Origin of the sequence: Pectobacterium versatile (genome assembly GCF_003932035.1) — a bacterium.
Classification (GTDB): Bacteria; Pseudomonadota; Gammaproteobacteria; order Enterobacterales; family Enterobacteriaceae; genus Pectobacterium; species Pectobacterium versatile.
Genome location: NZ_CP034276.1, coordinates 1,671,096 through 1,683,717, shown reverse-complemented (window position 1 = coordinate 1,683,717; position 12,622 = coordinate 1,671,096). Strand labels below are relative to the sequence as shown.

Below are 12,622 nucleotides of genomic sequence, written 5' to 3'. Positions count from 1 at the left end.
GAACATTCCGCAACAAAATCATCTTTATGAATCTATTTAGAAAAGGTCAGCGTGCGTCCCTGTACGTTCAAAACGCAAAACGTCATCGGTCAGCTTGTAATAAGAAGCCAATCCGGCTCGATATGCGCATCTCTGTAGCCTTTATAGTTTCCCTGGAGGGGGTGATCCTGATATTCCTGTGGCAACGGTCGTTTGTCTTCAAGCAAAAGCTGCATAAACGTTTTAAGCTTGTTCATGTTTTTATGTCGTCGTTGCGCTTTTTTCACATCACGTTCGAATTGACCAGAATATGCAATCTCCCTTTGCTTTTTCATCCATTAGATCCCTAATTTATCAAACAGATCGGCGGCGTCTTTTGCTGTATAGACATCAACCCCTTTCTCGCTGTCAGCCATCGTTTGTGCGGTAAGCTTATTAGGGACATGCATATCAAATGGAAGTGCTTTTTCTTTAGCCACTTTCGTTAACGTTATGCGCACCAGATCCGATACCGTCAACCCCATGCTAGCCAACACTTCCGCTGCTTCATTTTTAAGATTCTCATCAATACGGGCACGTACAAATGCATTCGCTGCCATAATATTTTCCTCCATTCAATGGGTACTCAAAATGTAGCTCAATTGAGCTACAAAAGCAAAAACATATCCACTCCTGCATTCGTTACTTTTTCTGATACGTCAGACAATTCTGGTGAGGTAGAGTGATATACTAGAACCACTATTTAAAGATAATTTTTAACGAAATAAAGGCGGAGTTATTGATGAAAGGGATCGTGCTTGCAGGGGGAAGTGGTACTCGGCTATATCCGATTACTCGCGGCGTTTCTAAGCAACTACTGCCGATTTACGATAAACCCATGGTTTATTATCCGATTTCCGTTCTTATGCTCGCCGGTATTTGTGACATCTTGATTATCACCACGCCTGAAGATATGCCAGCATTTCAGCGCCTCTTGGGTGATGGTAGTCGTTTTGGTATCAAGCTTAGCTACGCGATTCAACCCAGCCCTGATGGACTTGCCCAAGCTTTTATCATCGGTGAAGAATTTATCAATGGGGAACGCTGTGCGCTGGTACTCGGTGATAATATTTATTTCGGCCAGAGCTTTGGTAAGAAACTTGAATCCGTAGCGGCAAAAGAAGAAGGCGCAACGATCTTCGGCTATCAGGTCACCGATGCCGAACGTTTTGGCGTTGTCGAGTTTGATCAGAATTTCAGAGCGCTGTCGATAGAAGAAAAGCCAGTAAAACCGAAATCGAACTGGGCTGTCACTGGGCTCTATTTTTACGATAAACATATTGTAGAAATGGCGAAGCAGGTCAAACCTTCACACCGCGGCGAGTTAGAAATCACTACATTGAACCAAATGTATCTTGAGCAAGGTACGTTGAATGTTGAGCTGCTGGGAAGAGGTTTCGCCTGGTTGGACACTGGTACACACGACAGTCTGATTGAAGCGTCACAATTTATCCATACTATTGAAAAGCGTCAAGGGTTGAAGGTTGCCTGTCTGGAAGAGATCGCATTCCGAAAAGGCTGGCTCTCTAAACAGCAAGTTGCTGACGAAGCAAAAGTAATGAGCAAAACGTCCTATGGGCAGTATTTAACCCAACTCATCGCAGAGAAATAACATGCAAGTCATTGATACTATTATTCATGGTGCAAAAATTATTCAGCCGAAAGTATTCGGTGATGCCAGAGGCTTCTTTCTGGAAACGTTTGAAAAGAGACGTTATCAGGAGATGTTGGATATCGATGTAGACTTTGTTCAGGATAATCACTCTCGTTCAAGTAAAGGCGTCTTACGAGGCCTGCATTTCCAGAAAACCAAACCGCAAGGAAAACTCGTCCGCGTTGTACGTGGCGAGGTATTTGATGTCGCAGTAGATATCCGCCAGGACTCCCCTACCTACGGAAAATGGCATGGCCTGATCCTATCGGAGGAAAACAAAGCACAATTTTGGCTGCCGCCGGGGCTAGCACATGGCTTTGTTGTACTTTCTGATATCGCAGATTTTGAATACAAGTGTACGGATTATTATGATCCTAACGATGAAGGTTGCCTGTTATGGAACGATCCTGAGATTGGCATTGAATGGCCAATATCAGTCCCACTGTTATCCGAGAAAGATAAGTTAGGGAAGTTATTCAAGGACCTAGCAAAATGAAAATATTACTGACGGGTGCAAACGGGCAATTGGGTCGCTGTTTTCAGGATCGTTTACCAGAAGAATGGAAAATTTTGGCAACCGATTCTAATGAACTCGATATTATGGATTTGGAGCGTGTTGAAGAGGTAGTAAAAAGTTTTCAACCAGATGCTATCGTTAATGCCGCAGCCTATACAGCAGTGGATAAAGCAGAATCAGAACCAGAACTCGCAGAAAAGATTAACGTTACAGGCCCAGAGAATTTAGCTATCGTCGCCAGCAAGCAAGGTATTCGGTTAGTCCATGTTTCTACTGACTACGTCTTTGATGGGAATGCAACAGAACCTTACCGCGAAGACAGTGCGACAAATCCGCTAAGTGTTTACGGTAAAACCAAGCTAGCAGGTGAACAAGCAGTAGCACAAGTTTCCCCTGAAGCAATTATTGTACGTACCGCGTGGGTATTTAGCGAATACGGCAATAATTTCGTGAAAACCATGCTTCGGTTAGCCAAAGAACGTGACACATTGAGTATCGTTAATGACCAGCGTGGCTGCCCAACCTATGCAGGAGATTTAGCGCAGGCGATTATTTCTCTGCTTGAAAAAAGCGTAGAAGGTGGGGTTTATCACTATTGCGGTGATAAAGAAGTTAGCTGGTATGAGTTTGCGCAAGCAATTTTTTCTGCGGCAGTACAAAAAGCACTTCTGAGTAAAGCGCCAACGCTTACACCGATTACCACAGCGCAATATCCCACTCCGGCATATCGTCCCGCATATTCGGCCTTAGCAGGAGAGAAAATTAAGGCATTAGGAATTGCACTATCTGATTGGAAAATAGCGCTGAAAAAGACGATTTAATCATCCTCGGGGTTTGGAAGAAAAAATTTTCCAGTCTGGGCAATGCATGGAATCATAAACGCGTTCACCGTATTTACTGCCTGCCGAAACTGAATTTTCGCCGAAGGGAAAACAGCGCCTGCAGGTACGCAATCCGGCTCCGCTGGCGACGCCGAAAGCAATGAACTAGAGCTGGTTCATCTATTTTATGCACGATGCGCTGGTGTGCGGAAGACGCTTCCGGACCTTCAACGTGGTGGGTAATTTTAACCGTGAAGCTCTGGCGATCGAAATTGACCTGAATATCCCAGTGCAGCGGGTCGTGAAAGTGCTGGACAGAATCGTGGCAAACCGCGGATGCGGATGGATAACGGCCCGGAACTCGCCTCTCTGACGCTGGCACAGTGGGAGGAAGAGCGTGGTGCGATGTTGGAATTTATCAGGCCAGGCAAGCCAACGCAGAATACCTTTATCGGACGGTTCAACCCAAGGCGAGATCACGAATACTTTTTAATCGCCATTTGACGTTCAATTAAGCTCGCATTGCCTGCAAACTGTGCAATCCAACTTTCTTAGAAAGATAATCAGTTTGGTTAACGCTCAATCTGAGTGAATAATAAGCGTTCATGCTCTCACCCTGCGGTTCAACAGGACATACAGGACAGAAATACTGGATTTTTATCTGTTCAGGACACTGAATGAGGCATGGAAAATTACGGAGCGCTGTCTGGCTGAATATAACAGCGAGTGCCCCATTAATCCCTGAATAACCTGACGCTGGAAGAGTACCAGCTTATTACTGAAACCCCAGAAATCTCAAAAAGTGCGTGGAACTAAAACGGGTGCGCTTACAGCTACTTGTACTTATCTATTTCATAAATGTAACAGTTTTCTTATAAAAGAAAATATTTTATTTGATTTTAACCTCCAATAAATTTTTCTAGCTAGGTGCTCAAAATTAAAATTAAACGGGGAGCTCAATATATTTAAATAATTTTGCTCCCAAAATGATAAAATCTGTTCGCTAGTTTGAGTTTGTTTTGAAAGCTGTAATTCAGATAATGCTGACGAAACCTCTGTATTCGCCATAACTTCTGATATTTGAAATCTCATCCTTATTTCATCTTTCCTTATCATACTGGACAAGGTTTCTGACAAATCATACCCCTTAATAATGATCCAACCAGTCTGTAAAAAATTCGGAGAATCACGAAATTGAAGCAATCCTACAGGAAGGTTCTCAATCATAGAGGTTAAAGCAATAGAACTAGGTGTTGTAATTACACAAGATACTAATGATAGTACATCAGTAAAACTACCATTTTTAATATTATTACACGGATCAATCTTTAGCTCTTCAATTAATCTTTCGTCAAAAACTCTAAAAATGATAGAATAACCATTTTTCTCAATTGCATAAATAACGTCTTTAAGTAAAGAAACTAAATTTTCAAATTCGATATTGTTGAAATATGCCGTATTTGCAGTTGTTATTAAGAAATCAGTTTTTTTACTCATAGACGATACTAGATGTTGATTATATTTAAGTTTAGAAATTCTTGGTGGTAAATGTCTAATAGCATTGACTCCAAGCACACTGAAATAACGCCTTGCGGAATTTCCAACGACTGCTATATTGTCTGCCAGTATAGGATGATAATTTTTTATTCCGAGTGAGTTTATATTTTCATTCTTAGTAAAATTATTAATCTCACAAATCCCATCCATTAAAAGTAAAGTTTTCACTTTTACTTTTTTGCAATAGCTAATCATATGATTGTAAATAGGCGATGAATAAATAGTATAAATAACAAGATCATATGATGCTAACTCGCCAATGTTTTTAAGTAAATCCCCTCCATTAAAATGTTTTTCACACCCTTCAAAAATTGATTCATCAAGAATTGTGGAGTAAAAATTCTTAGACTCTAAAAATAATATTTTATAAAACATACTTAACCAAATCCTTTACAAAATCTCGTTCGCTCCTAGTGCATTTTGACAATGTCACTTCACCATCTTTTATCAAATTTAAAATCTTAGTTGCAGCCTTAACAGGGTCTTTATACTCATCTAATAATAGCCCATTCTCTATATATTTAAACGCCTCTCTTGTTCCACAACGGTTATATGCAATTGGAAAGGTTCCACACGAGGAAGCTTCCAGATAACTTAACCCATATGATTCATTTAGCTCTGAAAGAGAAATATAGAAATGTGAAGATGAGTAATGTTTTGATAATTCCCCCCGTTCGATTGCCCCATGAAAAAAAACATTATTTTTCATTTTTGACTTAGAAACAATATATTTAAAACCCTCAAGGTATGAACCATCACCAATAATTTCCCATTTTATTTCTTTTTTATTTTCCAAGATAATATTAAATATATCCAACATTGTATCAAAACCTTTTCCTTTTTCTACTCTTGATACTGTTAGAAATTTGATAACATTTTTGGGGGGGCTACGGTACAGCGGTTTGGATAGATCAGAAATTCCGCTATGTATTACAGTACATTTATCCTCAGGGATCTCAATTTCATATATTTTAATATACTGTTCCTTTATGTATTGAGATACAAATATGACCTTTTTACAACCAAATAAAGCTCTTTTAAAAAAAAGAGAGAATTTCATGAGTTTTAAAGGGAGAAATGAAGATGACAAGTACTTTTCTTCACCGTGTATAACACATATTGCTCGACTTAACATTTCCTGAGAGAAGTATCTTCCAGCATTATATATAGAAACAGGATCATTACATATGACACAATCAAATTTTGAAATATTAAATAAAAATGGAATATAATTAACAGGCCAAAGTTTATGAGTTAAAAAAGCTGTTTTAATCGATTTTTCTGATGAATTTTTTGATCTTGACGACGTTAATAAAGTCACGGAGCAATTGGATGAAAATTCGGTTTCCAGACCTTTTTTTATTATGCTAGCTACGGAACCCGCACCACCTAAACATGGTGAATATTCATGTGAAAATAGTAAAATATTTTTCATTATATTTTATAAACCTCTAGATATTTTTCCAGCATGTCTTTCATCCTAAAATCCTCTTCCACAATTCTCTTTGCCTCCATACCATGCCGTTTTAATAAAGATCTATCTTTTAGATAATTAGAAATTCTTTGTGCTATTTCTATATGATTTTTGGGCTCAACCAGAAAGCCATTTTTATCATTTTTTACTATTTCAGGAATACCCTCGACATTAGAAGCAATTGAAGGAATCCCAAAAATACCAGCTTCAAGAAAAACCAACCCAAAAGCCTCAAAAATAGAAGGTAGACATAATATATCAATTTCTTTAAAAAAATCGTCTTTGTTTGACACCCATCCTTTAAATTTTACTTGGCAAGAAAGTCGTTCATTTTCAACAAACGCTTCACACAGAGCTTTCAACTCTCCATCTCCACCAATGATAACCTTTACATTTTCCTGAGAAAAAAGGCCGACTCGATTACCATACTCGATAGCTTTTAAAAAAGTAATTGGGTCCTTCTGTTTATCGAGTCTACTTATAAAACCTACTGTTATTGGTCTGTCGCTATCGTCATTAAAATCTCTTTGGCTTTTTTTTATAAAATCAATAGAATTATAGATGCAGATTTTATTTTTTACGTGCGGATAAAATTTCAAATAATGGTTATTAACAGAAATTAATGTATTTGAAAAAAAACAAAAAAAAGTCTCTATCAGATAAAAAAAAATGCGTTTATGCAATTTTTCAAATCGATGGAAAGCTATCCCATGAACAGTATGAACAACCTTTTTGCAACCCGACAGCCAAGCAGCAAACCTAGCGACAATGCCTGGTTTTGTTGAGTTAGTATGGATGATATCAAATTTTTCTTTTTTAAAAAACTTATATAATTCAATTATAGATAATATATCGTTAAAACCAATTTCTCGTCTTAATGAATCTATAAATATAACTTTTACACCTATATTGGAAAATTTCTCCACTATATTGTCTTTACATTCATACATTCCACCAAACACTATATATTTCTCGAAGTCATTTGGTAAATTTTTCAATATATCAAAACTTACTTGCTGGACACCAGACATCTTAGGTATAACTTGAATGTGTACTATTTTTGGCATATACAGATTTCAACCTAGGCATAAAGATCAATATAAGAACAACAACATCTATAGGACTTACTAAATAAGCTCGTTCAAAATTCATAGCAAATAAATATGTAATATAAATAAAAAACAAAGAAAGATTGCGATAATATAAATTTAGAAATAAGTTTTTTAATAAATTTAAAATGATAAATATAGTTATAAATCCATATACTGAAGCAGACCATATTATAGAATTATGCGGATTTTTACCTATAACGCCTTTAACAAAGGCACAACTATCATCACCTCCTTGATGGAGGCCTAATAAAATTTGGCTAGCACTAAATTTATCGTAATAGCAGGTCCACATGACAAAACGACTACTATCTAATCCTGAATTATCGCCCCCCTGCGAAAATCGATTAAGTAAGAACGTTAAGTCCAACATGAATATAGATATGCTACTCAACAAAATAACCAGAGTAATCAGAATAAACTTTTTACTTACCCCTCTTTCATGGAAAAAATGTATAGCAAAAACTAATAACGAGCAAGCAAGAGCAACTCTACTATTAGATAATAGCAGAGTCACTATAGAGAGAGTAATAAAAGAGTGATATAAAAATGTTTTTTTATAATTTATATCTGTAATGGAGATCAAACCAAAAAAAGTAAATATAAAAGTTAAAACTATAGGATGGACAGAATTTCTATTCATTTCCATTCCAAAAAAACCGATAAAATCAGATTTTACAAGTCCTCCTTTTGCTAGTTCCATAATAAATATACACAATGATATTATTAAACCGGCGAACATTATTCTATTGGCTAGGCTAGTAAGTTCATTGCTACTATTATTATCTTTTCTAGACAAAAAATATATATAAGAATATAGATTTATACCCGAAATTAGGTTTATATACAAAGAAAAATAAGACTCTAAATATCTATCGTGAGATCCTAACACTACGAAAAGATAAGAGCATGTACATATAATTAATAAAAAAACCGTATGTTTATATTTAATTGAAAATTTAAAAAAAGCACAACCAACCAATAAAACCAATACGTAGGCTAATATATTGTCGGATAATAGGCTCTTAATAAAATAAAGAATAAAATATATAACAAATAAATGGCTATATCGCATACATATTTACCTAACTCTTAAGATCTATTATCGTAAAATTTTCACTTGCATTATATGTATGCATTCCCGAGTACCCCCTTGGTTTTTTTATATCACTTATCTCTTTGTTGACATTGGCAACAATTGACCCACCATAAGTATTCAAACTATTTTGATAAATTTTCCTTTGGCTTTGCCCTGCGTTTCTAGAACAGTCATCACCTAAGGAAACGATAACAAAATCGTCTAATTTTACTTTTTCGTAAAGATAATTCCCAACGGTGACACTAAGTCTATTTGAATTACTTTTCCATGGGTGATCATATATATTTGTTTCTAAAGTAATTATTCCTTCGTTTGTTATATATATATTGGTATCTCCAAATTCAATGTCTTCTCTCTTAATAAAAGTATGCACTTTTTCCCATACACTTGGAAAATTATTACATTTATATAAATCAATGCATCCATTGCTTGACTGAGGTATCATGAAATAAATATCGTTATGTATAAAAACATTTGGATAAGATAAATGATATTTTTCTTCGAGTATTAGTATTTCTTTTGAAGGAAAATTAATATCGGTAATATCTCGCGCTACTATAATACCTTTTCCTTTATTAAAGGAGTATTTTTCATAAAAAACATATGTTCTATTATCTTTTTCTACTAGAAAGGGATCTGCAATAAACGAATCTTTTGGATGAGTTATTTTTTTAAATTTAAAAAAATTATTATATATTTCCTCTGGTTCAATTTTAAAAGGAGCAACATATATTGACCAGCGATCTATCCCAATGATTTTTTCACGACATATTTTAAAAAAAACCATGAGTTTTCTTATATGCTTCATAAAAATATTTTTATGATTTATTCTCTTATCGAAAGAGTTATCATCCAAAGGAAAATCAATGGCATTACTTAATCTCCCTAATAAATCTAAATCAAAGATAACACTATTGAGTATATGATCTTTTCTACCGCTAAATGTTTTCTTATTAACTGGGATTTTTAGCTTTCGGCCATCATCATATGTGAAAATATATTCTACCTTACAGTGGTCCGTAAAAATAAGATAATCCGTTAATTCTTTGTTTGAATGAAACTCATATCCATCGATAAGGACATTAACACAAATAATACCTCTTCCTTTAGCGTCCACAAAAGTATTATCAGTCCAAGGGAAAACTTTTAATGGATTAATATTATTAATATCTTTTCTAGCTATCATTTTTATTTTCTCTTGAAAATAGAATTATAAGACATTAAAAACAAAAGACATATTGAGAATATATAAGTTAATTTAATAGCAAAAACCACACCACTCTCTCCCATTATTGTTCCTAGAGCTATCACAGTAAAAAGAGAGAAAAATCCGAGTAAGAAATTGTAAATGGATGAGAGATTAACTCGGTCTAAATGTAGATAAATAGTTGGCACAAATTGAGCAACACCAATAAATGGAACAAACCAGACTAATTCTTTAAATATCAAAATAGATAATTCATATTTCTTTCCCAATTCAAAATCCGAAATAAAAACAACAAACAAATAACTAAAAAAAACAAAAAAATAAGAAATCGAGAAATATATTAAGGATAGTTTTTTTATCTCATTCCATATATCTAATCTACTACTTACTCTTTTAAACACATGCGTAATTATAACTTGACAAGAAGTAGCTACAATAGAAAAAATAGCCAGGAATCGCATGGCTATTTCATATTGAGAAAATGAATAATTAGAGGCAATTTTACCTAAGTATAACATTGGAAATTGCATATATAGCACATAACCAAGCGCATTGAATGAGTGATATTTTATTCCATCTTTAACCAGATCAAATAAAAAAAAACCGCCTTTCTTCCAAAAGAAAAATATATTTTCATTATATTTATAGTGTAAATAAACAACACTTATTAGATACATAACTAAATTCGAAAGAAAAAAACCTGTGACTGTCGGCCACATGTAAAATATACCTATAGAAATAGGAAGAACAGTCAATTTTGATTTAATAACTGTTTTAGCTAAATCTAATGGTGCATACTTAACAAGATAAATTGAATTTAATTGTTGTTCCAACATCATTAATGGAATTGTAATTATTAATATAACAACAGTCCCCATTTTTACTTCAAATACATAGCCAAATAATTTAAAAAATAAAGTTACTACAAGGGCTAACACTAAAAAAATAATATTATAAATCAAAAGATTTTTCATTACATCTTGTACATTAAAACCTTTTATAACAATATATTTAAATCCTATTTGTCCTAAACTAAGATATGAAACAGTAAAAACCATCGATACCCAATAAAGAATTATTCCAGCTTGACCTCTTATCTCAAATCCCAAAAACTCATTGGATACAAATAAAAGTATTAGCCCAACCAAAGCATTCAGGACTTTGGCTAATATAGTTGTCATATAATTAACAATAGTATTCAATTAAACACCGACCTTCATTACCGAAAATAAAGAAAAAAAAGTTTTACTTGTTATATTAAAATGAAACTTAAACCCTACTGATTCAATAGTCTTTTTAGATATATAATTAGTGGATTCCACCGATATTATTTTTTTATCATTATTTTCTGTCAGGATTTTTTTTAATAATAATTTATACAATCCTTTTCTTCGGTGTTTATCGCAGGTATTCGCTCCATATATATATAAAGATTTTTCTATTTTTATATTTGCATTTAATTCAGAAATAAAAAAATCACCACAGGGTTTTATAAAAACAAAAGATATAATTTCATTATTTTTATCTTTTATAACTATAGCTTTACTACCTTTCTGTAACTCATCTTTCAAAAAAGAAAACTTAAAATTGCTTGATTTAACCTCATCTAAGCGATCTATATTTAACTTATCAAAAAAATAGCCCCTAGGAGGGTTTATTTTTTCTTCAAGAATTTTGTTAAAACTATAAAATTCCAACGTTCTTTTAATGAAAAAAAATGAAAATAATTTTTTTATTAGCATATTAATATAACGCATTTTTTATTTGGAATAACCTTAAGTATAATTGAGATTTATAATTTTTTGCACATATGAATCTTAATGTATATCTAGTAGTCGATGTCCAATTTTTTTTGTATAGCTCACTACCTCTTAAAAAATCAAATTTAGTTTTCCCCTTTCCACGATAAAAACTTATCAACTCACTCATTAATATAGAACCAACACCTTTATCTGAATACTTTTTTCTATATACAGGAATATAATAATAAAATGTGCTTTCATCATAAAAACCGAAGTGGGCAGCGACAATTTCGCCTTCAATTTTTATAAATGAATAATCATAATCGATACCACTTTTTAGTATTGAGAGAATAATTTCCCTATTACCATGGGTCATTAACTCATGATTAGGATATACTTCATTTTTTAGATCCAGTAACTCGAACAGTTCTTTTTCAGAAATAGTTTGCCCTAGCCCATATTGAACCTGAAAATCCTCTTCTAATCTTTTTTTTCTTCTATTTACATCTTTTAATTGTCGTTTATCTACATCATTCTCCATTTTGTCTAGGTATAGAAGTGGACATTCTGAACGATGAGTTAAAAAAGTTTTATATTGATTATTGTTTTTTAGAAGACTAACTAATTCAATATTAACACAGCAATCTTGCGATATATTATCTAAATCGATCAGATCCCAGTCATACTCAGGCTTCAGCAACTCTCCATATAATTCTTTGGCGATTTTAAATGCTTTACATTCTGAAGAATAAATCCCTCCACTATAATCAGATAAATTATTTTGAATAAAAGACAATATTTTTATCTTTAAACCCAAAAAAAATTTAGAATATATATTAAATCCAAAAATACCAATCACTTTATTCTTATCTTCAATAACAAGATAAAATTTACTATTAGTATCATTATTTATTTTGTTTGCTTCCATCCAACTAACTGATTGGAATATATTTATAGACTTTAGATCATGGAATGAATTTTTATAGATCCGGTTGATATCTGTAGTTCTAACTACTTTCATTTCTCTCTCTTTCTAGTATTCAAATAAAACATTCAATATGCCTATAGACATTAATATACTTATTTTCATCGGCCAACGAACTTACATTATTTATGAAAAGTTTTTAGCTAGTTAAATTAGATTAGTTTGTATAATATCAAATTTATTTTTCTATGTTAGCAGACTGACAACTGGGACAATGAACATTAATGCTGGACATGAGAAAACCTTAAAAGCGCGCATTATATATCACAATCAACTAATTGAATGCATCACCATTTCCTAGAATAATTTTCATAGTTTTATTTTATATGAAAACCATTTACAAACATCAGATAGCTACCCTCTAACACATTTTTTATAAGCAAAAAGATCTCAAGTCAGTACCAAAAGTATACTTATTGGTTTCCTTAACTTATAGGGC

General features: G+C 33.3%; 13 protein-coding genes and 3 pseudogenes. 5 read left to right on the top strand and 11 right to left on the bottom strand.

Features of this window, described 5'->3' with window-relative positions; translation table 11 throughout:
• Positions 1-36 precede the first annotated feature (36 nt).
• Both EIP93_RS07600 and EIP93_RS07595 read right to left on the bottom strand, forming a co-directional pair.
• Positions 37-314 (bottom strand): annotated as a pseudogene (locus EIP93_RS07600) (type II toxin-antitoxin system YafQ family toxin).
• 3 nt (positions 315-317) lie between these two features.
• Positions 318-578 (bottom strand): type II toxin-antitoxin system RelB/DinJ family antitoxin, encoded by a 261-nt coding sequence (locus tag EIP93_RS07595; protein ID WP_102116587.1) that lies wholly within the window; start codon positions 576-578, stop codon positions 318-320.
• A gap of 182 nt (positions 579-760) precedes the next feature.
• Here EIP93_RS07595 and rfbA point away from each other — a divergent pair, with 182 nt between their 5' ends.
• The 5 genes and pseudogenes from rfbA to EIP93_RS07570 form a co-directional block, all read left to right on the top strand.
• Positions 761-1,630: a glucose-1-phosphate thymidylyltransferase RfbA gene (rfbA, locus tag EIP93_RS07590; RefSeq protein WP_125232509.1), complete on the top strand. Its 870-nt coding sequence runs from the start codon at positions 761-763 to the stop codon at positions 1,628-1,630.
• A gap of 1 nt (position 1,631) precedes the next feature.
• Complete coding sequence (gene rfbC / locus EIP93_RS07585) at positions 1,632-2,168, top strand: dTDP-4-dehydrorhamnose 3,5-epimerase (protein WP_125232508.1); 537 nt, start codon at positions 1,632-1,634, stop codon at positions 2,166-2,168.
• On the top strand, positions 2,165-3,010 hold the full coding sequence (gene rfbD, locus EIP93_RS07580) for a dTDP-4-dehydrorhamnose reductase (RefSeq protein WP_125232507.1): 846 nt from the start codon (positions 2,165-2,167) through the stop codon (positions 3,008-3,010). Before rfbC ends, rfbD begins: the two co-directional genes overlap by 4 nt.
• Positions 3,011-3,048: 38 nt before the next feature.
• A pseudogene (locus tag EIP93_RS07575) lies at positions 3,049-3,475 on the top strand (DDE-type integrase/transposase/recombinase); the annotation flags it as partial.
• 154 nt (positions 3,476-3,629) lie between these two features.
• A pseudogene (locus EIP93_RS07570) lies at positions 3,630-3,826 on the top strand (integrase core domain-containing protein); the annotation flags it as partial.
• A 36-nt stretch (positions 3,827-3,862) separates the two neighbouring features.
• Here the strand turns inward: EIP93_RS07570 and EIP93_RS07565 are convergent.
• The 9 genes from EIP93_RS07565 to EIP93_RS23075 all read right to left on the bottom strand — a co-directional run bounded on the left by EIP93_RS07565 (position 3,863) and on the right by EIP93_RS23075 (position 12,418).
• Positions 3,863-4,942 carry a hypothetical protein gene (locus EIP93_RS07565; RefSeq protein ID WP_125232506.1) on the bottom strand — a complete coding sequence of 360 codons (1,080 nt, stop codon included), beginning with the start codon at positions 4,940-4,942 and terminating at the stop codon, positions 3,863-3,865.
• Complete coding sequence (locus EIP93_RS07560; RefSeq protein ID WP_125232505.1) at positions 4,932-6,002, bottom strand: glycosyltransferase family 4 protein; 1,071 nt, start codon at positions 6,000-6,002, stop codon at positions 4,932-4,934. Before EIP93_RS07560 ends, EIP93_RS07565 begins: the two co-directional genes overlap by 11 nt.
• Positions 6,002-7,108 (bottom strand): glycosyltransferase family 4 protein, encoded by a 1,107-nt coding sequence (locus tag EIP93_RS07555; RefSeq protein ID WP_125232504.1) that lies wholly within the window; start codon positions 7,106-7,108, stop codon positions 6,002-6,004. The genes EIP93_RS07560 and EIP93_RS07555 overlap by 1 nt, the downstream gene beginning before the upstream one ends.
• Entirely contained in the window at positions 7,074-7,853 is a 780-nt protein-coding gene (locus tag EIP93_RS07550; RefSeq protein WP_125232503.1) for a hypothetical protein, read from the bottom strand. Before EIP93_RS07550 ends, EIP93_RS07555 begins: the two co-directional genes overlap by 35 nt.
• A 382-nt stretch (positions 7,854-8,235) precedes the next feature.
• Positions 8,236-9,435 (bottom strand): glucosamine inositolphosphorylceramide transferase family protein, encoded by a 1,200-nt coding sequence (locus EIP93_RS07545; RefSeq protein ID WP_125232502.1) that lies wholly within the window; start codon positions 9,433-9,435, stop codon positions 8,236-8,238.
• 2 nt (positions 9,436-9,437) lie between these two features.
• Positions 9,438-10,637 carry an MATE family efflux transporter gene (locus EIP93_RS07540; protein WP_125232501.1) on the bottom strand — a complete coding sequence of 400 codons (1,200 nt, stop codon included), beginning with the start codon at positions 10,635-10,637 and terminating at the stop codon, positions 9,438-9,440.
• Positions 10,638-10,658: 21 nt separating this feature from the next.
• Positions 10,659-11,213 (bottom strand): hypothetical protein, encoded by a 555-nt coding sequence (locus EIP93_RS07535; RefSeq protein WP_125232500.1) that lies wholly within the window; start codon positions 11,211-11,213, stop codon positions 10,659-10,661.
• Positions 11,200-12,219, bottom strand: a complete 1,020-nt coding sequence (locus EIP93_RS07530; RefSeq protein ID WP_125232499.1) for a GNAT family N-acetyltransferase — start codon at positions 12,217-12,219, stop codon at positions 11,200-11,202. Before EIP93_RS07530 ends, EIP93_RS07535 begins: the two co-directional genes overlap by 14 nt.
• 142 nt (positions 12,220-12,361) lie before the next feature.
• On the bottom strand, positions 12,362-12,418 hold the full coding sequence (locus EIP93_RS23075; protein WP_125233322.1) for an IS1 family transposase: 57 nt from the start codon (positions 12,416-12,418) through the stop codon (positions 12,362-12,364).
• Positions 12,419-12,622: the final 204 nt, after the last annotated feature.

Bases quoted from the DNA above. Each gene is read 5' to 3' on its own strand.
- EIP93_RS07535 (WP_125232500.1), bottom strand. From the start codon at position 11,213: ATGCGTTATATTAATATGCTAATAAAAAAATTATTTTCATTTTTTTTC.
- EIP93_RS07550 (WP_125232503.1), bottom strand. From the start codon at position 7,853: ATGGAACTAGCAAAAGGAGGACTTGTAAAATCTGATTTTATCGGTTTT.
- EIP93_RS07555 (WP_125232504.1), bottom strand. From the start codon at position 7,108: ATGCCAAAAATAGTACACATTCAAGTTATACCTAAGATGTCTGGTGTC.
- rfbC (WP_125232508.1), top strand. From the start codon at position 1,632: ATGCAAGTCATTGATACTATTATTCATGGTGCAAAAATTATTCAGCCG.
- rfbD (WP_125232507.1), top strand. From the start codon at position 2,165: ATGAAAATATTACTGACGGGTGCAAACGGGCAATTGGGTCGCTGTTTT.
- EIP93_RS07530 (WP_125232499.1), bottom strand. From the start codon at position 12,219: ATGAAAGTAGTTAGAACTACAGATATCAACCGGATCTATAAAAATTCA.
- EIP93_RS07560 (WP_125232505.1), bottom strand. From the start codon at position 6,002: ATGAAAAATATTTTACTATTTTCACATGAATATTCACCATGTTTAGGT.
- rfbA (WP_125232509.1), top strand. From the start codon at position 761: ATGAAAGGGATCGTGCTTGCAGGGGGAAGTGGTACTCGGCTATATCCG.
- EIP93_RS07545 (WP_125232502.1), bottom strand. From the start codon at position 9,435: ATGATAGCTAGAAAAGATATTAATAATATTAATCCATTAAAAGTTTTC.
- EIP93_RS07540 (WP_125232501.1), bottom strand. From the start codon at position 10,637: ATGACAACTATATTAGCCAAAGTCCTGAATGCTTTGGTTGGGCTAATA.
- EIP93_RS07565 (WP_125232506.1), bottom strand. From the start codon at position 4,942: ATGTTTTATAAAATATTATTTTTAGAGTCTAAGAATTTTTACTCCACA.
- EIP93_RS07595 (WP_102116587.1), bottom strand. From the start codon at position 578: ATGGCAGCGAATGCATTTGTACGTGCCCGTATTGATGAGAATCTTAAA.